This window comes from Streptomyces sp. NPDC005496, from assembly GCF_042872045.1.
In the GTDB taxonomy this organism is placed as follows: domain Bacteria; phylum Actinomycetota; class Actinomycetes; order Streptomycetales; family Streptomycetaceae; genus Streptomyces.
Window position 1 is genome coordinate 393,864 of sequence record NZ_JBIAJQ010000001.1, and the last position, 18,891, is coordinate 412,754.

Sequence of the window (18,891 nt, forward strand, 5' to 3'; positions counted from 1 at the left end):
CCGGGGAGGGCGACTACCCTTGTCAGATTGGCAAATGGCCACGTCAGAGACCCGGAGTACGGGCACTGACCGAAAAGGGGCGATGTCGATGACGGACGAGGGCATCGCTCGATCCCTGGCCGCCATCGGGCCACGGCTGCGGGCCGTGCGCGAGGGGCGCGGAGCGACACTCACCGAGGTGAGCCGCGCGACCGGCATCTCCCTGAGCACGCTGTCCCGGGTCGAGAACGGCAGGCGCACACCGAGCCTGGAGCTGGTGCTGCGCCTGGCCGGGGAGTACGGCTCCTCACTGGACGAGCTGACCGGCCTCGCCCCGGGCCCCGCGCGGAAGCCGGCGGGCCCGCCGTCCCGGCGTCCGGTGTCCGGCAAGGTGGTGTTGCCGCTGACGCACTACGTGGGCGGCCTGCACGCCCACAAGCACGTCCTGCCCCCGGCGGACGAACAGCCGCAACGGCCACGGCAGATGACGCACGAGGGGTACGAGTGGCTGTGCGTGCTGTCCGGGCGCCTGTGGCTGGCGCTCGGCGACCACGACCTCGTCCTCACGGCGGGCGAGGTCGCCGAGTTCGACACGCGCACCCCGCACGGAGTGGGCAACGCCGGGACCGGCGGCCCGACCGAATACCTGATCCTGTTCGGCCCCCAGGGCGAACGCCCGAGACCACGGGTCCAGCCGACGGCCGGGTGAGTGCCATGGGGGGCCCATCGCGTCCGAGAACTCGCAACCTGAGGGCGATCGAAGCCCGGCCGACCACGCTATTCAACCATTCGGTTGACAACGCAGCGAGCCGGGTCGTACGGTTATTCAACCGACTGGTTGAGGATGTGAGGTGCGAGGTGGGCGACGACCGGCTTTCCCGGGTGTTCTCCGCTCTGGCCGACCCGACCCGGCGCGACATCGTGGCGAGGCTGGCCTCCGGGGACGCCACGGTCAACGAACTGGCCGAGCCGTACGACGTGACCGTGCAGGCGGTGTCCAAGCACATCAGGGTGCTGGAGGACGCCGGTCTGGTCAGTCGCGGCCGGGACGCCCAGCGGCGCCCCTGTCGCCTGGAGGCGGACGTGTTCGACCTGATGACGAAGTGGATCGAACGGTACCGGCGTGAGGCGGAGGACCGCTTCCGTCGGCTCGACGCCGTCCTCGAGCAGACGGCGCGGCAGCCGGTGACGGACAGCGCGACGAAGGAGGCGGCATCATGAGCGCCGCGACGACGAACGGCCGGCACGAGACGCGGATCGTGGCCGACCCGGATCTGCCCACCATCCTCATCACCCGGGAGTTCGACGCCTCGCCAGACCGCGTGTTCCGCGCGTACACGGACCCCGAGCTGGTCGTCCAGTGGCTCGGGCCGCGCCGGCTCACGATGCGGATCGAGGAGTACGACGCCCGCAGCGGCGGGTCGTACCGCTACGTGCACAGCGAGGACGACGGCACCGAGTACGGCTTCCGCGGCGTCTTCCACGAGGTGCGCCCCGCCGAGCGCATCGTGCAGACCTTCGCCTACGACGGCTTCCCGGACGGCGTCAGCCTGGAGACCACCACTTTCGAGGACCTCGACGGCCGCACCCGCGTCACCACCAAGTCCCTGATGGACTCCGTCGAGGCCCGCGATTCGATGATCAAGAGCGGTATGCAGCGCGGCGTCCGGGAAGGCCACGAGCGCCTGGACGAACTGCTCGGCCGCCAGAGCGGCAGCGCCGACCGGCGTACCGAAACGAAAGGCGCAAGATCATGACGAGTGCAGCCGACGAACACCGCGTCGTAGCAGGGGTGTTCACCGAGCGCGTGCGCGCGGCGAGTCCCGCCTCCTGGGACGACCCGGCGCCGTGCGAGGGGTGGGTCGCCCGGGACGTGGTGCGCCATCTCGTCGAGTGGTTCCCGGCCTTCCTGAAGGCGGGCGCCGGGGTCGAGCTGCCCACGGGGCCGTCGGTCGACGACGACCCGGTGGCCGCCTGGACGGTGCACAGCGACGGCGTGCAGGCCCTGCTAGACGATCCGGCCACGGAGCACAAGGTGTTGTCGAACCCGCACATCGGAGAGGTCCCGCTGGACCAGGCGGTGGACCGGTTCTACACCGCCGACGTCTTCATGCACACCTGGGACCTGGCGCGGGCCACCGGCCAGGAGGAGCGCCTCGACCCCGGCAAGTGCGCCCAGCTGCTCGACGGGATGCTCCCGCTCGACGAGGTGCTACGCGCCAGCGGCCAGTACGGGCCGCGAGTGGAGGTGGCCGAGAGCGCCGACGTGCAGACCCGCCTGCTGGCCTTCATCGGCCGCAACCCCTGACCTACGGGCCCGCCGCCTCGACGGCGAGCCCGGAGGCCTGGACCTCGGTCCCGTGCCCTGGGCGAGAGACCGCCGCCCGCCGATGTGCGGACGGCGGCTGTACGGCTACTTCCACATGCCTCCGTGCTGGGAGCCGTGCTGGTTGCCGTGGTGGGACCCGTTGACGCACGCGTTGCCGAAGGCCGGGTTGAGCAGCCCGATGACGTTGACCGTGTTGCCACAGACGTTGACCGGCACGTGGACGGGGACCTGCACGACGTTGCCGGACAGGACACCGGGCGAGTTCGCCGCGACCGCCTGCGCGTCGCTGTCGGCCGCCGCCACGGCGGAGCCGCCCAGTACGGCGCCGCCGACAGCGGCCAGCAGGGACAGGCTCTTGATCACACGAAGCATGGAACTACCTCACAGACAGGTGCGTTGCGCTGCCGCTGGTCGCGGCCGCCCGGGCCGCACTCTTCGCGACCCTCGTACGCTGGTCCGTCCGCCGACCCCGCCCGGATTGCCCCGACGGGACTTCTTCACTCGTATGGGGCACGTTTTCATATGGACGTCGGCCGTCGTCACCGTCGACCGCCCGACAGCAGTTCCCCCTCAGCGACTCCTCAGCGCCCCGACCAGGTCAGCGAGGTGAGCTCGCTGACGGGAGGTCTGGCTGGCCCGGCCTACGGGTGCGTGTCCGTGATCGCGATGACCTCGTCGAGGCGGTCCAGGGCAGCCCGCAGGTCGTCGGCCTTGGCCTGGATGCGCTCGCGCTCGGCTCGCAGCATGGCTCGTTGTTCCGCATCGGTGTGCCCGGCGTCCCAGCACGGAAGGAGTTCCGCGATCCTCTGGCTGGTCAGGCCGGCGGCGAACATCTGCTGGAAGAAGCGGACCCGGGGGATGGCGTCCTGCCGGTAGAGGCGCTGGCCGGACGGGCTGCGCTCCGCGATGAGCAGCCCCTGCTGCTCGTAGTAGCGCACCGCGCGTACCGAGACGCCCGCGCCCCGCGCCACCTCGCCGATGCGGATCAGCCGCTCGGCCGCGGCCCCTGTGACGGTCATGGTGATTCCTCTCACCCCGGCCCTGACGGTCGGCACTTGCCCCTGACGTTGGCGTCAGGTTTTAGCGTACCGGGCATGGACATCAACAACTCCGTCGCCCTTGTCACCGGAGCCAACCGCGGCCTGGGCCGCGCATTCGCCCAGCGCCTGCTCGAAAGGGGAGCCCGCAAGGTCTACGCGACGGCACGCCGGCCGGAGACCGTGGACCTGCCCGGGGTCGAGGTGCTGACCCTCGACATCGCCGATCCCGCATCCGTGAGGGCCGCCGCCGAGGCCGCCCCGGACGTCTCGCTGCTCATCAACAACGCGGGAATCAACACGGGGACCGACCTGGTGACCGGTTCCCTGGACGCGGTACGGCACGAGCTGGAGACCAACATGTTCGGCCACCTGGGAATGATCCGGGAGTTCGCGCCGGCCCTCGCCAGGAACGGCGGGGGCGCGATCGTCAACGTCCTCTCCGCCATGTCCTGGTTCGGGGGCAAGGGCGCCAATACCTACCACCTGACCAAGGCCGCCGCCTGGGCCATGACCAACGGCGTCCGCCTGGAGCTCGCCGAGCAGGGCACGCTCGTCACAGCGGTACACCTCGGCCTGGCCGACACCGACATGGCGGCGGGCTGGCCCGTGGACAAGATCGCGCCGTCGGACCTTGTCGACGCGGCGCTCGACGGAGTCCAGGCGGGCTCCGCCGAGGTCCTCGCCGACCAGTGGAGTCGGGACGTCAAGTCCCGTCTGCCGCTGACACCGGAAGAGTTCGACGCCGCGATGGACCGCGCCCTGGCGGCGCTGATGGCGGCCTGAGAGCCCCACCGAACGGACGCTCACCCGAAGGCCTTCGGCGATCACCGAGCTCGCCTCAAGTAGCTCGCGACGACATCGAGCAGCCCCTCCCCGCACGGATTGCGGGGAGGGGCTGCTCGCGGAAGTACGGCCTGAGGGACGATCGCCCACGCGGCGAAGGCGGTCTGACGGCGAGGCGCCGACCACCCGTCGCTCAGGTGCAGTTGCCGTTCTCCGAGTTGTAGTAGATGTCGAACGAACCGCTCCACGTCAGGCACTGGCCGTCGTCCGGGACGTCCTTGTAGACCGGGCCCGCGTAGCTGCCGTAGGAGCCGGAGTCCTTGGCCTCGCCGCTGCTGTAGGGCCAGGTGTCCAGCGTGACCTCCATGAAGACCCGGGTACCGGGGTTCGTGCGCACGGTGACCGCGCAGACCTTGCCGGCACTGCTGTTGTAGGTCACGAACGTGGTGGCGGGGACGGTGGACTGCGACGAGCGGATCGGCGTCGCCCTGATGACGTCGTAGCCGGTGCCACAGGCACCGTTGTACTGAGTGGGCGTGGCGGCCGAGGCCGGCGCGGTCGCGGCGAGCGTGCCACCGAGGGCGAGTGCGGCCAGGACGGTTGCGGTGACTGCCTTGCGGCGGGTCGACTTCATGATGTGTTCCCCCTGTTGTGGTGTGCGCGGATGCGCTGCGAACGGCCGGTCGTCGCCGTCCACGGAAGATGAGACCCGGCGTGCCCCCTGATAGTTGTGGGGCATCCCGTCACCGTTCTGTCACCAGTGTCACGACAGCGAACGACAACAACGGTGCAGAGCAAGGCGGTTGGGGTGCCGCGGACTTCGGGGTGGGCCCGCGCGCCTCACTCGCGCCGGCTCCACCGCGCCGCGAGTGCCGATCGAGTACCGCATGGAACGCTCTCGGTTCGTGAGCTCCGATGCAGCTGGTCATGAACCTCCGCGGAGCGCCGAACCGTCCGCTGGTGCCCCCACCATCCCCCGAGGGCACCGGCGGGCTCTGCTGCGTGCGCGCACGGTCCGGCCGCCCCGGGGCCTCCCGTGCACCCGGGCCGCCCCGAACCGGTCCCCAGTGCGCCACTCGGCCGACCCCGGCGCCCGCGGTACCCCACCGAAGGCCTCCCCATCGGACGTTCCAATAAGAAACGTTGCCACCATGACGCCAGTGTGGCGCGCGCTTTCACCTGCATAAACCTAAGATTTACCCCGGCCGTGGTTACGTGACCCCAGCATGTGGCGCCAATCACGGCTCCACATGGCGCCAAATATGTGCCACCATGGGGTCACGGAAACGGAGCGACGCCGGGAACGGTGTTCGACGTACTAAGGAGCCCCCCATGTCTGTCACCTTCAGCGACCAGGACAAGGTCACCCTGCGCAACGCCGCTTACGGGGCCGTCACGCTGATGGCCGCCGCCGCCGGGGCCGACTCCCCGCACAAGGTGGCCACCCCGGGCAGCATCGCGCTGACCTCGGCGACCGGCCCGGTCGGGCACGTGCTGGCGGAGAAGTCGTCGGTGGGTGACCTGGGCGGCAAGTCCGCGGCCGAGATCGCCGACCGTGTCCTGCCCGCCCTCACCCAGGCCATGGACCTGCTGAGGAAGCAGGCGCCCGAGGAGGCCGGCAACTTCCGCGACACCGTCCTGGTCGCCGTCGAGGCCGGCGCCCGCACCGCCAAGGGCGCAACCGCCAACCCCACCCTGGCCGCCATGACCCGCAAGATCACCGACGCCCTCGACGCCGCCTGAGTCACTGACAGGAGGAGATCCCGTGACGCTGACGGGAGTTGACCCTCACTCGACGCCCGGGCCCCGCCGGACAGCTCTCCGGCGGGGCCCGGGCGTCGGCCGTACCACTTGTCCTGTCCCGCCGGCGGGACAGGACAAGTCCTCGGGCCGTGCGCCCCCTCACGGGACCGGAATGCCTTGAACCGCGTGCCCCGCGTGCGTGACGGTGGAGGCGACGACGTGACGGGCGCAGCGTGACAGAGGGGGACGACGTGGGAGACGCCGGCATGGACACGGATGTGGTGATCGCGGGCGCCGGGCCCACGGGCCTGATGCTCGCCTGCGAACTGCGGCTGGCGGGTGCCGACGTGGTGGTGGTCGAGCGACTCGCCGAGCGGTCGGGCGAGTCACGGGCCGGCGGGATCCACTCCCGCACCCTGGAGGTGCTGGACCAGCGCGGCATCCTCGACCGCTTCCTCGCCGAGGGCTCACTCCAGCCGGTGGGCCACTTCTCCGGCCTCTACCTCGACTTCGACGAGTCCGAGTCGAGGCACCCCTACCCGCTGATGATCCTGCAGTCCGCCATCGAGCGGCTCCTGGAGGAGCGGGCGGAGGAACTCGGCGTACGGGTGCGCCGGTCCTGCGAGGTGAGTGCGCTCCGGCAGGACGAGAGCGGCGTGAGCGTCGAGCTGGACACCGCACGGGGGCGCGCAGCGCTGCGCGCCCGCTATCTGGTGGGCTGCGACGGCGGGCGCAGCACGGTGCGCAAGCTGGCGGGCATCGGCTTCCCGGGCACCGAGGCGACGATGACCGCGCTGATCGGCGACGTGGAACTGCCCGATCTGCCCGAGGACTACGTGTGGGTGCGGCGCACTCCCGGCGGCGACTACTCCGCGATCGCCTTCGAGCCGGGGTGGTACCGGGTGATCACGTCCGAGTTCGACCGGGTCGCGGACCGCGACGAGCCCGCCACCTTCGACCAGTTGCGGGAGTCCCTCGTCCGGGTCGCGGGCAGCGACTTCGGGATGCGCAACCCCCGGTGGGTCTCCCGGTTCAGCGACGCCGCACGGCAGGCCGACCGGTACCGGGCGGGCCGGGTACTGCTCGCGGGCGACGCGGCGCACATCCACTTCCCGGCCGGCGGGCAGGGGCTGAACATGGGAGTGCAGGACGCGGTCAACCTCGGCTGGAAGCTCGCCTCGGTGGTGCGCGGCCAGGCCCCGGAGAGTCTGCTGGACACCTACCACGCGGAGCGGCACCCCGTCGGGGAGCGCGTGCTGCACAACACGCGGGCGCAGTCGGCGCTGGTGCGGCCCGGCCCGCAGACGGACGCGCTGCGCGAGGTGTTCAGCGCCCTGATGGTGTTCGACGACGTCAACCAGTACCTGCGTCACCTGCTGACGGCGCTGGACCTGCGCTACCCCGTCGACGGCGAACACCCGCTGGCGGGACGGCGGGTGCCGGACGCCGACCTCGAAGGGTACGAGGGCGCGGAGGGGGTGCACGAACTGCTGCACGCCGCCCGCCCCGTGCTGCTGGACCTGCGCGGCAGCACCGAGGTCGCGGCGGCCGCCAAGGGCTGGGCCGACCGTATCGACCTGATCGAGGCACGCAGCGCGGACGAGCACTGGCCCGTCCCGGCGGTCGGTGACATCCCCGCTCCCGACGCGCTCCTGATCCGGCCCGACGGCCACGTCGCCTGGGCGGCCTCCGGCGGCGTACCCGACACCTCCGCACTGCGTACGGCGCTGGCCACCTGGTTCGGGCCGCCGCTGCGGGGATGAGACCACCACCGAGACCGACAGGCCCAGGGCGCGGGCGCCGCTCGCCCGGCCCGGACGAAGGGACACACCGACAGTGAACAGCACGTGGTTCCGACGCTTCACCACGGTCACGGGAGACGGGCCGCGGCTCGTGTGCTTCCCGCACGCGGGGGGCTCCGCGACGGCCTTCAAGGACCTGACGCACGCCTTGCCGGGGCACGTCGACGTGGTGTGCGTGCAGTATCCGGGGCGTCAGGACCGTTACCGCGAGGAGCCGTTCACCGCTCTCACCGCGCTCGCGGAGGCGGTCGCCGAGGAGCTGGCCCGCGAACTGGCCGCGGGCGGCGCGCGGCCGTACGCCCTGTTCGGGCACAGCATGGGCTCGCTCGTCGCGTTCGAGACCGCGCGGCTGCTCGCCCGGGACGGACTGCCGGGCCCCCAGCGGCTGTTCGTGTCCGGCCGGGGCGCGCCGGACACCCCCAACGACGTCCCCTACCACCTCTACGACGACGCCGACGTGCTGGCCGACGTGCGCAGGCTCGGCGGCACCGACCAGGCCATGCTGGAGGACCCCGACATCCTGGAGCTGGTGATGCCGGCGCTGCGGGCCGACTACGGCGCCCTCGGCACCTACCGCTGGCAGGCCGGTGAGCCGATCGCCGCCCCGGTGACGGCCCTGATCGGGGACAGCGACCCGATGGTGAACGAGCGGCAGGCCCGGACGTGGGCCGCGCACACCACCGGCGCGTTCGACCTGAAGGTCTTCCCCGGCGGTCACTTCTACCTCTTCGACCACCTCGGCGAGGTCGCCGCGGCCCTAGCCGAGGGGCTGCTCACCGAGGCCGCCGCTTCCTGACATCGCGCACCACGCGGTCGCCGGGCCACAGGTCCCACTCGACGAACCGCCCGTCCCCCGCCACCGGCATACCCGGGACGGTGGCGGCAGGGCGGCGTCGGGTACCGGCGGGCGCGGAGCGTACGGCCGCCCCCACCGCGTTCCTGTCGAGGCTGGACGGGCGTCGGTCTCGGCCGATGTGACGGCGGCGGGGCCGGACGGTGTGAGGGCGGTGGACGCCTCGGTGTAACGGGGGTGGCCACGGTGGCGCTGGTACTGGTGTCCGCGCGGGCGCCGCGTCCCGAGCCGGGCGTGACCGAGCCCTCGCGACGCGAGACCACGGCACCGTAGCGGCAAGGCGCTGACCTGGGCTTCAATGGTTCCGTCGCGGTCGGCCGACGGGAAACGTGGCTCCTGGAACCCCGGATTCCGCGCCCGGGACCCGGGGCGGCCAGCCCGGTGAGCGGGTCGTACAGATTCCGTGGAGATTACGCCACCGAAACTTACCGAGCCGTAAGTAATCTGTCCGCCCCTTCCCCATGTGCGCGCATTTTCTCGGCTGACCTGTGCGTACGGCGTGGTGTCCCGCTCCTCGGCCCCCCTCCCGTCCGCTCCCGGGGTGGGGTAGCTTTCACGGCGCTGTGCCGAGCGCCACAAGGAGCGGGTTTGCGCGAGTTCACCAACCCTCCGCCGGCGTCGCCGCCGCCCGTGGGCGGTCTGGCCGACGTCGTGTTCGACCATGCGCAGGAGGACCCGCTGCGCGTCGCCCTCGGCCGCAAGGACGAGCGGGGGCAGTGGCGTGACGTGACCGCCGCCGAGTTCCGCGACGAGGTGCTGGCCCTGTCCAAGGGGCTCCTCGCCCAGGGCGTCCGCTTCGGCGACCGCGTCGCGATCATGTGCCGCACCCGGTACGAGTGGACGCTCTTCGACTACGCGCTGTGGACGATCGGCGCGCAGGTCGTGCCCGTCTACCCGACCTCGTCCGCCGAGCAGGTCTTCTGGATGCTGCACGACGCGCAGGTCGCGGCCGTCATGGTCGAGCACGAGGACCACGCGATGACGATCGCCACGGTCGTGGACCGGCTGCCGCAGCTGCACAAGCTGTGGCAGCTCGACGCGGGCGCCGTGCAGGAGCTGTACGAGGCCGGCGCGCACATGGACGACGAGGTCGTGCACCGGCACCGGCGCGCGGTCACCCCCGAGTCGGTCGCGACCGTCATCTACACCTCGGGCACCACCGGCCGCCCCAAGGGCTGCGTGCTCACCCACGCCAACTTCATGTTCGAGGCGGACACCGTCATCGACAGGTGGGAGCCCGTCTTCCACTCCAAGCGCGGGGACGAGGCGGCCACGCTGCTGTTCCTGCCGCTCGCGCACGTCTTCGGGCGGATGGTGCAGGTCGCCGCGGTCCGGGGCCGGGTCCGGTTCGGGCACCAGCCGCAGCTCAACGCGTCGGCCCTGCTGCCCGACCTCGCCGCCTTCCGGCCGACCTTCTTCCTCGCGGTGCCGTACATCTTCGAGAAGGTCTTCAACGCGGCCCGCCGCAAGGCGGAGAAGGAGGGCAGGGCGGCTGCCTTCGAGAAGGCCGTCGACGTCGCCGTCCGTTACGCCGACGCGATCGAGGCGAAGGCCTGGGGCATCGGCCCGGGCCCCTCCGCCGCCCTGCGGATGCAGCACCAGGTCTTCGACAAGCTCGTCTACGCCAAGGTGCGCGCGGCGATGGGCGGCCGGGTCAAGCACGCAATGTCGGGCGGCTCGGCGATGGACCGCAGGCTCGGCCTGTTCTTCGCGGGCGCCGGGGTCACCATCTTCGAGGGCTACGGGCTCACCGAGTCCACGGCGGCGGCGACCGCCAATCCGCCCGAGCGCACCCGGTTCGGCACCGTGGGGCAGGCCATCCCGGGCACCACCGTGCACATCGCGGACGACGGCGAGATCTGGCTGCGCGGCGGCAACGTGTTCCAGGGCTACCTGAACGACACCAAGGCCACCGACGCCACCCTGCACGACGGGTGGCTGGCCACCGGCGACCTCGGTTCCCTCGACGAGGACGGCTATCTCACGATCACCGGCCGCAAGAAGGAGATCCTGGTGACCTCCGGCGGGAAGAGCGTCTCGCCCGGAGTGCTGGAGGAGCGGGTGCGCGACCACCCGCTGGTCGCCCAGTGCATCGTCGTCGGCAACGACCGGCCGTACATCGCGGCCCTCGTCACCCTCGACTCGGAGGCCGTCGAGCACTGGCTCCAGATGCGCGGCAAGCAGCAGATGACCCCGTCCGAGCTGGTGCGCGACGCCGACCTGGAGACCGAGGTGCGGCGTGCCGTGGTCGCCGCCAACACGCTGGTCTCGCAGGCGGAGTCCATCCGTACCTTCCGGATACTGGCCCACCAGTTCACCGAGGAGCAGGGGCTGCTGACGCCTTCCCTCAAGCTGAAGCGGAAGGCCATCGAGAAGGCGTACCTCTCCGAGGTCGAGGCGCTGTACCGGGCCTAGGGCCTGTCGTTTGGATCAGGCCGACCCGTCTGTCACGGCCGACCTGATCCAAACGACAGGCCCTAGGTGTATTGACCCGCAGGGCTGTTCACACGGCTGATGGGTGGCTGGCCTCGGGGAAAGCGGGTTCCGCCGACCCGTGCCCGTCGCCGGATCGCCCGCTTTCCCGGCCCGGGATGCCTCCCGTACTCCGCCCCCGCCTCGGCGCGCGGCGGCCTCGTACCGTCCCTGCGCCCCGGTGCCGTGCTCCTACTCCCTCGCCCCGATCGCGTCCGCCGGACGTGCCCGCAGCACGAGGCGCGTGGGGAGCATCGTCCCGGCCAAGGTCAGTACGGCGGTGGAGCCGAGGACGGCCACCCAGCCGAGGACCGGGGCGGTCGGCAGCGGTCCGCCGGTCAGCGCCGTCGCGACGAGCACCAGCGGCGGCACGGACGCGAGGACGCCCACCACGGCGCCGACGGCCACCACCGTCAGGCTCTCCCGGCGCATCATGCCGAGCACCTGCGAACGGCTCGTGCCGGTCAGCCTGAGGAGGGCGAACTCCCGCCTGCGGGCGACGGTGTTCATGGCCTGGGTGTTCACCACGGTGATGGCGGTGTAGCCGATGATCAGGCCGACCACCACGTAGTTCACCCACGCCGTGGCCCGCTGCTCCTCGATCTGCTGATCCGCCGCGAGGGCGTCGCCGAGGACGGTGCCCGGGTAGTCGTGCGCGAGCGCGGCGAGCCGGCGTCCGGTGCCGGCGGCGCCCGGCTCCGAGCGGACCAGGACGGACTGGTCGACGCGGTCGGTGGTGTGGGACAGCAGCAGGTCGTGGTCGAAGGTGAGGTCGGCGAAACCGGACCCCCTGCCGTAGAGGGCGATCACCTTCCCCTCGAAGGCCGTGCCGTCCCCCAGCCGCAGGTGTGCCCGGTCGCCGACGTCCAGCCCCAGCCACGAGGCCGCCGTCGTACTGAGGGCCACCGTGTCCGGCGCGAGGGAGGACAGGTCGCCCTCGCGCGCGTCGAGGTCGAGTGTGTCGGCCAGCGCCCGGGGCCGCACGCCCTGCGCGCTCAGCGACACGGTCTCCTGTTCGCCCAGCATCGAGCCCACCCCGACGACCTTGGAGCGCACGACGCCCGTCGCGGCCTTCACGCCGGGCAACTCCGCTGCCTCGCGCGCCAGTTGGGGGGACACTCCGGCCGGTGCGGTCAGGACGCGGTCGGCGACGGTGCCGGAACGGACCTGCTCGGCCGCCTCGTCCAGCTGCGTGGTCTGGGTGAACACCACCGTCGCCGCGAAGGAGACGGCCAGGACGAGCGGGGTGACGGCGGCGGCCGTACGGGCCGCCGCGCTGCGGGAGTTGGCCGCGGCGAGCCAGCCGGCGACACCCGTCCGGTTCAGCGCCGGCGCGAGCAGCCGGACCGCCGTACGGGTGAGCAGCGGGCCGAGCACGGCGACGGTGACGGCGAGGAGCAGCACCAGGGAGTTGGCCAGTCCCACCAGGGTCAGGAAGTCGGCCCGGTACCCGAGGCCCAGGCCGAACACGGCGACGGCCAGGACCAGCAGGGCACCGCCGGTGACGGTGCTCCCGCGGCCGAGCCGGGCGGGTTCGACCGCAGCCTCCCCGAGCGCCTCGGTGGGGCGGATACGGGCCGCCCGCCGGGAGGCGACGAAGCCGGCCGTCACGGCGGTGGCCACGGTCGCGGCGACGGCGGCCAGGAACGGCAGCGGGCCGATCACCGGGCGGAAGTCGGGCGGCACGATGCCCCGGCCGGCGAACTGCGAACTGAGCCAGTGCACGACGCCCACCCCGAGCGGGCAGCCGAAGACGCCCGCGACCAGGCCCGCCGTCGCGGACTCCGCGGCGATCATGCGGTGCAGCTGGCGCGGTGTGGTGCCGACGGCCCGCAGCAGCGCGAGTTCCCGGCGGCGGTGGCGGATCGCCAGGGATGTGGTGGCGCACAGTACGAAGACGGCCACCAGCAGGACGTTCCCGCCGATGCCGGTGGCCAGCTCGACCACGTTCGCCGCGCCGACGGCGAGGTCGGTGAACTCGGCCCGGCCGCGGTCGTCACCGGCGTACACGGAGACGGACTCGCCGGTCAGCGCCCGTTCGATCCGCGCGGCGACCCGGGACGGCGGGACACCGGAGGCGGTGACCACCCCGAAGGCGTCCGCCTGGCGCGCGGTGCCGGGGGCGAGCCGGTGGAGCGCGGGGTCGGCGGCGAACAGCACCGACTGGCGCGGGGTCCGGCCGCCGTCCAGGGCGACGAGCCCGGACACGTGGAAGGTGACCGGGGTCGAGGACGTCATGAGCCGTACGTCGGAGCCGACCCGCAGGTCGCCGCGGGCGGCGAGGTCGGAGTCCAGGACCACCTCGCGGGCGCCGTGCGGCGGGCCGCCCGAGGCGAGGCGGAAGCCGCCGAGCGAGAGACCGTCCCAGTTGTGCAGCCGGGGCGACGCGCCGTTGCGTCCGCCGACGGTCCGGTCGCCGTCGAGCAGCCGGACCGTGGCGCCGCGGTCCGCCGTCACGGAGGCGACGCCGTCGACGGCGGCGAGGTCGTCCCCGAGGGAGGCGGGCAGCCGGAGCCGCTCGGACAGCGGCCGGGAGCTGCGGTAGGTGGAGCCGTCGGCGGACCTCACGTCGACTTCCGCCCGCTGCCGGCCGGCGACGATCAGCGACGCCTTCTCGTAGCGCTCGGGCGGCAGGCCGGAGCGCAGACCTGACTCCAGCAGCACCCCGCAGGCGCTGACGACGGCCGCGGCGAGCAGGAGGGCGAGGAAGCTCGCGGCGAAGGCACCCTTGCGGGCGCGCAGGGTCGCGAGGGCGAGGCGCAGCATCAGCGGGTCCTCCGCAGCTCGGACATGGCGTCCTTGACCTGGTCGGCGGAGGGGCGGTCGACGTGCCGCACGACGCGTCCGGCGGACAGGAGGAGGGCCCGGTCGGTGTGCTCGGCCGCCACCGGATCGTGGGTGACCATGACGACGGTCTGATGCAGGTCGGTGACCGCCTGCCGCAACAGGAGCAGGATGTCCTGCGCGGTGTCGGGGTCCAGGGCGCCGGTGGGCTCGTCGGCGAAGACCACCTCGGGCCGGGTGATCAGCGCCCGGGCGATCGCCACCCGCTGCTGCTGTCCCCCGGAGAGCTCGGCGGGCCGGCGGCTCAGCAGGCCGGTGAGGCCGACGCCGTCCGCGACGCTGTGCACGGACACGTTGTCGGCGGCGGTCCCGGCCAGCCTCAGGGGCAGGGTGATGTTCTGCTCGACCGTGAGGGAGGGCAGCAGGTTGAACGCCTGGAAGACGAAGCCGACGCGGGTCCTGCGGTACTCGGTCAGCCGGGTCTCGTCGAGTTCCCCGAGGTCCTGGCCGTTGAGGTGGACGGTGCCGGACGTGGGCCGGTCGAGTCCGGCGGCGCAGTGCAGGAAGGTGCTCTTGCCCGAGCCGGAGGGCCCCATGACGGCCGTGAAGGTGCCGGGGGGTATCCCCAGGCTGACGTCGTCGAGGGCGACCGCCGCCGCGTCACCGTGGCCGTAGCGCTTGGTCACGCGGGTCAGTCGTACGGCGCTGTCGGTGGTGCGGAGGGGGGCGGGCGCCGGTGTCCTGCGGGTGCGTGCTCCGAGCATGGGGTCCTCGCTGGGTGGGGGGCGGCGGGTGGTACTCCGAGTCCATCGCCGGAAACGCCCCGCGGCCTCCGTCCCCGCGTCGAATCGGGGCCTCCGCCGGCCGGTGGAGGGGGGCGGCCGGGCTCGGCCGCCGGGAGGAGGGGATGCGGGTGTGCGCCCCGGCCGGCGGGGGCCGTCTCCTCCTTGAGGAGGGGACGGCAGGGAGGACGGGGGCGGGGGCGGCTCCACCCTGGGTACGGCGGTCCGGGACGGGCGCCGCTCTAGGGTTGAGGCATGAAAGCGATGAGCTCCCCGGCCGGAGGGGGCCTACAGGCCGCGCTGGCCGACACGGGGCTGGCCGTCCTGGCGGCGGGCGGCTGTCTCGCGCTGCCCGCGGTGATCCCCGCGGACGGTCCCCAGCTGCGGTCGCCGGACGCCTGGTGGTTCGTCCTCGTGCTGCTGACGGCGCTGCCGTTCACCGTGCACCGCAGACTGCCCCTGGCGAGTCTGCTGGTCACGGCGTCGGCGGCGACCACGCTCCAGGCGCTGGAGTACGTGCCTCATCTCGCGGGGCCGGACGGCACGTCGATCGGGCCCACGTACCTGGCCGTCGCGACGGCCGTGTTCCTCACCGCCGCGCGCCGCGGGCCCCGGGTCACCACCCTGGTGGCGGCGGTGTTCATCCCGCTCGACGCCCTGCTGGAGGCGCTGCTCGCGCCGGCGGGGCACCGGATCACCGCGTTCCTGACCGTGGCCGTGCTCCTGCTGGCCGCCTGGGCACTGGGCCGCCTGGCGCGGGCGCGGGCCGCGATCCGGGACGAGGCGGTGGAGCGCGCGGCCGCGCTGGAGCGGGAGCAGGCCGCCAACGCCCGGGCGGCGGTGATGCACGAGCGGGCCCGCATCGCCCGCGAGCTGCACGACATCGTCGCCCACAACGTGAGCCTCATGGTCGTGCAGACGATCGCCGCGGACCGGGTGCAGGACCGGACCCCGGCGAAGGCGCACGAGCTGCACGCGGCGGTCGAGCAGACCGGCCGCGCCACCGTCACGGAGCTGCGCCGCCTGCTGGACGTGCTGCGCACCGACGAGGAGGCCGGGGCCGATCCCTCGAAGGAGCCGCCGCAGCCGACCGTCGACGCGCTCCCCGCCCTGATCGAGTCGGTGCGCGCCGCCGGTCTGGACGTCGACTTCGGGGTGACGGGTTCGGCGGTCCCCCTGCCGGCCGGTACCCATCTGACGGCCTACCGGGTCGTGCAGGAAGCGCTGACGAACACCCTGAAGCACGCCGGTTCCACCCGCGCCCGGGTGCGTCTCGCCTGGGAGGACGGGCCGCGGCGGCTCAGTCTGCGGATCTGCGACGACGGCCGGACCGACGCCTCGCCGCCCGTCCGGGTCCCCGCGGCGAGCGCGCACGGCACCGGGCACGGACTGGTCGGCATGCGGGAGCGGATCGCCGCCGTGGGCGGCACCCTGCACACCGGGCTGCGGCCCGGTGGCGGCTTCTGCGTGCACGCCGTACTCGACCTGCGGTGATCCCGCACCGCGGCACCCCGACGGAGGAACCGAACCGTATGCGTCCCATCACCGTTCTGCTGGCCGACGACCAGCCCATGATCCGGACGGGTTTCCGGCTCATCCTGGAGGCCGAGGGGGACATCGAGGTCGTCGCTGAGGCGGCCGACGGCCGGGAGGCCGTCGCCGAGACCGCGCGGCACTCACCCGACGTCGTCCTCATGGACATCCGGATGCCGCACATGGACGGGGTGGAGGCCACCGACCTCATCGTCCGGAGCAACCCGTCCACCCACGTCATCATCCTCACCACCTTCGACCTGGACGCCCACGTCGTGGACGCGCTGCGGGCCGGGGCGAGCGGCTTCCTGGTGAAGGACGGGCCGGCGGACTCCCTGGTGGAGTCGATCCGTACGGTGGCCACCGGCGACGCCGTGCTCGCTCCCCGCGTCACCCGCCGGCTCCTGGACCGCTTCGCCGCCATGCCCTCCGACACGGCGCCCGCGGTGCCGCCGCGGCTCGACTTGCTGACGGCGCGCGAGCTGGACGTGCTGCGCGCCCTGGCCCGGGGGCTGTCGAACGCGGAGATCGGCGGGGACCTCGGGATCGGGGAGACGACCGTGAAGAGCCATGTCGCGCACATCCTGGAGAAGTTCGGGCTGCGGGACCGGGTGCAGGCCGTGGTCCTCGCGTACGACTGCGGGCTGGTCGCACCCCGTGCGGCCCGCCCGGCCGACCCCGGCTGAGCGGCCCCGGACGCGTCCGCCGACGGGCGTGCCGGGCCGGTCACGGGCCGCGTCCCCGCACTTCGGGGCCATTTCCGGCCAATATCCGGTTCTCATCGCTCATCCCCGAGCGTTTTGGGCGCTCAGGAATGCATCACGCGCTGTGATCGTTGACGATGGGAGTACCACCCGACGAACTGAAGGATCGAGAGCTCGTGAGCAAGGTCCCCCCGATCATCCTGAACAACGGCGTCGAGATGCCGCAGCTGGGCTTCGGCGTCTGGCAGGTCCCGGACGACGAGGCGGAGCGGGCCGTCACCACGGCGCTGGAGGCCGGGTACCGCAGCATCGACACCGCGGCGATCTACGGCAACGAGGAGGGCACGGGCAAGGCGATCGCCTCGGCCGGCGTCCCGCGTGCGGACCTCTTCGTCACCACCAAGCTCTGGAACAGCGACCAGGGGTACGACTCCACCCTGCGTGCCTTCGACACGTCCCTGGAGAAGCTCGGCCTCGACTACGTGGACCTGTACCTGATCCACTGGCCGCTGCCCTCCCGGGGCACCTACGTCGACACGTACAAGGCGTTCGAGAAGATCCACGCGGACGGCCGCGCCAAGGCCATCGGTGTCTCCAACTTCCTTCCGGAGCACCTGGACAAGCTGATCGCCGAGACGTCCGTCGTCCCGGCGGTCAACCAGATCGAGCTGCACCCGCACCTCCAGCAGGGCGAGTCCCGCGCGTACCACTCCCAGCACGGCATCGCCACGGAGGCCTGGTCCCCGCTCGGCCAGGGCAAGGGCCTGCTGGAGGTCCCGGCGATCGTCGCCATCGCCCGCAAGCACGAGCGCACGCCGGCCCAGGTCGTGCTGCGCTGGCACCTCCAGCTCGGCAACGTGGTGATCCCCAAGTCCGTGACGCCGTCGCGGATCCGGGAGAACATCGAGGTCTTCGACTTCGAGCTGGACGCCGAGGACATGGCGGCGATCAGCGCGCTCGACGAGAGCCGCCGCATCGGCCCCGACCCGGCCTCCTTCGACGTCGTCTGAGACACGGCACGTCCTGACGGCCGCCGGGACACGCACCCGGCGCCCCGTCGGCGGAACACATTCGGGCGGGCGCCCCGGCTTCACCACCGGGGCGCCCGCCCGCCGCGCTGTCGGGGCACGGGACGCGCCCGGTGCCAAGGCGTCCGGTGCTGGCTACTCCGCCTTCACCCCGACGTGGACGGTCTGCGCCGTCAGCAGGAACACGTCCGGGCGGTGGTGCACGCTCGCCTTGTCGTCCGGGTCGAGGAGCCGGTCGAGGGTCGCCAGGTCCTCGGCGCCGAGACCGTCGGCGAGGCCCTCGCGACGGCGGGTCAGCGAGGTGACGACGAAGGCGCGGCCCTGCTCGGACAGCGGTGCGGGAAGGTCGAGCAGGAACGTGCGCGTCGCCACGTGCCGCAGGCCCACAGCGGTCAGCAGGGCGGGCCAGTCCTCCGTCTCGGACACGGCGCCGGGCAGATCCGCGCGCATCTCCTCGAACCAGTGCTCCTGCACGGCGTCCAGCCGGGACTGGAGCCCCGGGCGGCCGATGCCGATGGCGCGCGGCAGGAAGCGCGGGGCGAGGCCGCCCTCCAGCAGGGCGAGCGTGCCGCCGGGCGCGAGGCTCCGCGCGAACCCGGCGAGGGCGGCCCGCTGGTCGCCCACGTGGTGCAGGGACCTGCTCGCCCACAGGAGGTCCGCCGGGTACTCCAGGTCGCCCAGCCCGTCGGCGAGGTCGGCCTTCAGGGTGCTGAAGCGGTCGGTCAGGCCCCGGTCGGCGGCGCGGTCGGCGGCGCGGTCGAGGAGCGCCTGCGCTGCGTCGACGGCCACGACACGCGCCCGCGGGAAGGTCTCGGCGAGCAGGCACGAGACGACTCCGGGGCCGCTGCCCGCGTCCACGACGAGCCCGGGTTCCGGCTCCAGCTCCCGCAGCCAGGCCGCGGCGCTCGTGTAGAGGGGCGTGAAGAGTTCCGCCTCCTGCTCCAGCAGGGGCAGCATCTGGGCGAAGTCCGTGACGGTGTGGTCGTGGCCGGACGGTCCGGCGTGGTGGTGAGCGTGCGCCATGTCTGCGAGCCTCTCGTTCGGCATGCGGACAGCGTG

General features: G+C 72.6%; 18 protein-coding genes. 12 read left to right on the forward strand and 6 right to left on the reverse strand.

What is annotated here, in order from left to right; genetic code table 11:
* Positions 1-88 precede the first annotated feature (88 nt).
* The 4 genes from ACFYQQ_RS01935 (at position 89) to ACFYQQ_RS01950 (ending at position 2,287) form a co-directional block, all read left to right on the forward strand.
* The gene (locus ACFYQQ_RS01935; protein ID WP_355786783.1) at positions 89-688 is read left to right on the forward strand and encodes a helix-turn-helix transcriptional regulator; all 600 of its coding nucleotides are present in this window, start codon (positions 89-91) and stop codon (positions 686-688) included.
* 149 nt (positions 689-837) lie between these two features.
* Positions 838-1,200, forward strand: a complete 363-nt coding sequence (locus tag ACFYQQ_RS01940; RefSeq protein ID WP_355786786.1) for a metalloregulator ArsR/SmtB family transcription factor — start codon at positions 838-840, stop codon at positions 1,198-1,200.
* Positions 1,197-1,736 (forward strand): SRPBCC family protein, encoded by a 540-nt coding sequence (locus ACFYQQ_RS01945; protein WP_355786789.1) that lies wholly within the window; start codon positions 1,197-1,199, stop codon positions 1,734-1,736. Before ACFYQQ_RS01940 ends, ACFYQQ_RS01945 begins: the two co-directional genes overlap by 4 nt.
* On the forward strand, positions 1,733-2,287 hold the full coding sequence (locus ACFYQQ_RS01950; protein ID WP_388902917.1) for a TIGR03086 family metal-binding protein: 555 nt from the start codon (positions 1,733-1,735) through the stop codon (positions 2,285-2,287). The genes ACFYQQ_RS01945 and ACFYQQ_RS01950 overlap by 4 nt, the downstream gene beginning before the upstream one ends.
* Positions 2,288-2,392: 105 nt before the next feature.
* Here the strand turns inward: ACFYQQ_RS01950 and ACFYQQ_RS01955 are convergent, their stop codons facing one another.
* Both ACFYQQ_RS01955 and ACFYQQ_RS01960 read right to left on the reverse strand, forming a co-directional pair.
* Positions 2,393-2,680: a chaplin gene (locus tag ACFYQQ_RS01955; protein ID WP_355793895.1), complete on the reverse strand. Its 288-nt coding sequence runs from the start codon at positions 2,678-2,680 to the stop codon at positions 2,393-2,395.
* A 269-nt stretch (positions 2,681-2,949) separates the two neighbouring features.
* Positions 2,950-3,327: a MerR family transcriptional regulator gene (locus ACFYQQ_RS01960; protein WP_355793896.1), complete on the reverse strand. Its 378-nt coding sequence runs from the start codon at positions 3,325-3,327 to the stop codon at positions 2,950-2,952.
* Between the two features lie 75 nt (positions 3,328-3,402).
* Between ACFYQQ_RS01960 and ACFYQQ_RS01965 the strand changes: the two genes are divergently transcribed.
* Positions 3,403-4,131: an SDR family oxidoreductase gene (locus ACFYQQ_RS01965; RefSeq protein ID WP_355793897.1), complete on the forward strand. Its 729-nt coding sequence runs from the start codon at positions 3,403-3,405 to the stop codon at positions 4,129-4,131.
* Positions 4,132-4,324: 193 nt separating this feature from the next.
* On the opposite strand, the gene ACFYQQ_RS01970 is transcribed toward ACFYQQ_RS01965, so the two are convergent.
* Complete coding sequence (locus ACFYQQ_RS01970) at positions 4,325-4,765, reverse strand: hypothetical protein (RefSeq protein ID WP_355793898.1); 441 nt, start codon at positions 4,763-4,765, stop codon at positions 4,325-4,327.
* A 698-nt stretch (positions 4,766-5,463) separates the two neighbouring features.
* Between ACFYQQ_RS01970 and ACFYQQ_RS01975 the strand changes: the two genes are divergently transcribed.
* From ACFYQQ_RS01975 to ACFYQQ_RS01990, 4 genes are all read left to right on the forward strand, one after another.
* Positions 5,464-5,874 (forward strand): hypothetical protein, encoded by a 411-nt coding sequence (locus tag ACFYQQ_RS01975; protein WP_388902921.1) that lies wholly within the window; start codon positions 5,464-5,466, stop codon positions 5,872-5,874.
* A 266-nt stretch (positions 5,875-6,140) separates the two neighbouring features.
* Complete coding sequence (locus ACFYQQ_RS01980) at positions 6,141-7,637, forward strand: FAD-dependent monooxygenase (protein ID WP_356176360.1); 1,497 nt, start codon at positions 6,141-6,143, stop codon at positions 7,635-7,637.
* A 73-nt stretch (positions 7,638-7,710) separates the two neighbouring features.
* On the forward strand, positions 7,711-8,472 hold the full coding sequence (locus ACFYQQ_RS01985; RefSeq protein ID WP_356176363.1) for an alpha/beta fold hydrolase: 762 nt from the start codon (positions 7,711-7,713) through the stop codon (positions 8,470-8,472).
* 645 nt (positions 8,473-9,117) lie between these two features.
* Positions 9,118-10,944, forward strand: coding sequence for an AMP-binding protein (locus ACFYQQ_RS01990; protein WP_356176366.1), 1,827 nt, complete (start codon positions 9,118-9,120; stop codon positions 10,942-10,944).
* Between the two features lie 249 nt (positions 10,945-11,193).
* Here the strand turns inward: ACFYQQ_RS01990 and ACFYQQ_RS01995 are convergent, their stop codons facing one another.
* Positions 11,194-13,767 carry an ABC transporter permease gene (locus ACFYQQ_RS01995; RefSeq protein WP_388902926.1) on the reverse strand — a complete coding sequence of 858 codons (2,574 nt, stop codon included), beginning with the start codon at positions 13,765-13,767 and terminating at the stop codon, positions 11,194-11,196.
* Positions 13,767-14,549, reverse strand: a complete 783-nt coding sequence (locus tag ACFYQQ_RS02000) for an ABC transporter ATP-binding protein (protein ID WP_355794907.1) — start codon at positions 14,547-14,549, stop codon at positions 13,767-13,769. Before ACFYQQ_RS02000 ends, ACFYQQ_RS01995 begins: the two co-directional genes overlap by 1 nt.
* 273 nt (positions 14,550-14,822) lie before the next feature.
* Here ACFYQQ_RS02000 and ACFYQQ_RS02005 point away from each other — a divergent pair, with 273 nt between their 5' ends.
* The 3 genes from ACFYQQ_RS02005 (at position 14,823) to ACFYQQ_RS02015 (ending at position 17,814) form a co-directional block, all read left to right on the forward strand.
* A complete protein-coding gene (locus ACFYQQ_RS02005) occupies positions 14,823-16,061 on the forward strand; it encodes a sensor histidine kinase (RefSeq protein WP_356175005.1) in 1,239 nt (412 codons plus the stop codon).
* Positions 16,062-16,099: 38 nt separating this feature from the next.
* Entirely contained in the window at positions 16,100-16,786 is a 687-nt protein-coding gene (locus ACFYQQ_RS02010) for a response regulator (protein ID WP_388902930.1), read from the forward strand.
* A 236-nt stretch (positions 16,787-17,022) separates the two neighbouring features.
* A complete protein-coding gene (locus ACFYQQ_RS02015) occupies positions 17,023-17,814 on the forward strand; it encodes an aldo/keto reductase (protein ID WP_388903380.1) in 792 nt (263 codons plus the stop codon).
* 153 nt (positions 17,815-17,967) lie between these two features.
* Here the strand turns inward: ACFYQQ_RS02015 and ACFYQQ_RS02020 are convergent, their stop codons facing one another.
* Entirely contained in the window at positions 17,968-18,879 is a 912-nt protein-coding gene (locus ACFYQQ_RS02020; protein ID WP_388902933.1) for a class I SAM-dependent methyltransferase, read from the reverse strand.
* Between the last annotated feature and the right edge of the window lie 12 nt (positions 18,880-18,891).

Excerpts from the sequence above, each read along its gene's own strand:
- ACFYQQ_RS01965 (WP_355793897.1), top strand. The coding sequence starts at position 3,403 with ATGGACATCAACAACTCCGTCGCCCTTGTCACCGGAGCCAACCGCGGC.
- ACFYQQ_RS01960 (WP_355793896.1), bottom strand. The coding sequence starts at position 3,327 with ATGACCGTCACAGGGGCCGCGGCCGAGCGGCTGATCCGCATCGGCGAG.
- ACFYQQ_RS02015 (WP_388903380.1), top strand. The coding sequence starts at position 17,023 with ATGCCGCAGCTGGGCTTCGGCGTCTGGCAGGTCCCGGACGACGAGGCG.
- ACFYQQ_RS01945 (WP_355786789.1), top strand. The coding sequence starts at position 1,197 with ATGAGCGCCGCGACGACGAACGGCCGGCACGAGACGCGGATCGTGGCC.
- ACFYQQ_RS01980 (WP_356176360.1), top strand. The coding sequence starts at position 6,141 with ATGGACACGGATGTGGTGATCGCGGGCGCCGGGCCCACGGGCCTGATG.
- ACFYQQ_RS02020 (WP_388902933.1), bottom strand. The coding sequence starts at position 18,879 with ATGCCGAACGAGAGGCTCGCAGACATGGCGCACGCTCACCACCACGCC.
- ACFYQQ_RS02005 (WP_356175005.1), top strand. The coding sequence starts at position 14,823 with ATGAAAGCGATGAGCTCCCCGGCCGGAGGGGGCCTACAGGCCGCGCTG.
- ACFYQQ_RS02010 (WP_388902930.1), top strand. The coding sequence starts at position 16,100 with ATGCGTCCCATCACCGTTCTGCTGGCCGACGACCAGCCCATGATCCGG.
- ACFYQQ_RS01935 (WP_355786783.1), top strand. The coding sequence starts at position 89 with ATGACGGACGAGGGCATCGCTCGATCCCTGGCCGCCATCGGGCCACGG.
- ACFYQQ_RS01970 (WP_355793898.1), bottom strand. The coding sequence starts at position 4,765 with ATGAAGTCGACCCGCCGCAAGGCAGTCACCGCAACCGTCCTGGCCGCA.
- ACFYQQ_RS01955 (WP_355793895.1), bottom strand. The coding sequence starts at position 2,680 with ATGCTTCGTGTGATCAAGAGCCTGTCCCTGCTGGCCGCTGTCGGCGGC.
- ACFYQQ_RS01995 (WP_388902926.1), bottom strand. The coding sequence starts at position 13,767 with ATGCTGCGCCTCGCCCTCGCGACCCTGCGCGCCCGCAAGGGTGCCTTC.
- ACFYQQ_RS01950 (WP_388902917.1), top strand. The coding sequence starts at position 1,733 with ATGACGAGTGCAGCCGACGAACACCGCGTCGTAGCAGGGGTGTTCACC.
- ACFYQQ_RS02000 (WP_355794907.1), bottom strand. The coding sequence starts at position 14,549 with ATGCTCGGAGCACGCACCCGCAGGACACCGGCGCCCGCCCCCCTCCGC.
- ACFYQQ_RS01975 (WP_388902921.1), top strand. The coding sequence starts at position 5,464 with ATGTCTGTCACCTTCAGCGACCAGGACAAGGTCACCCTGCGCAACGCC.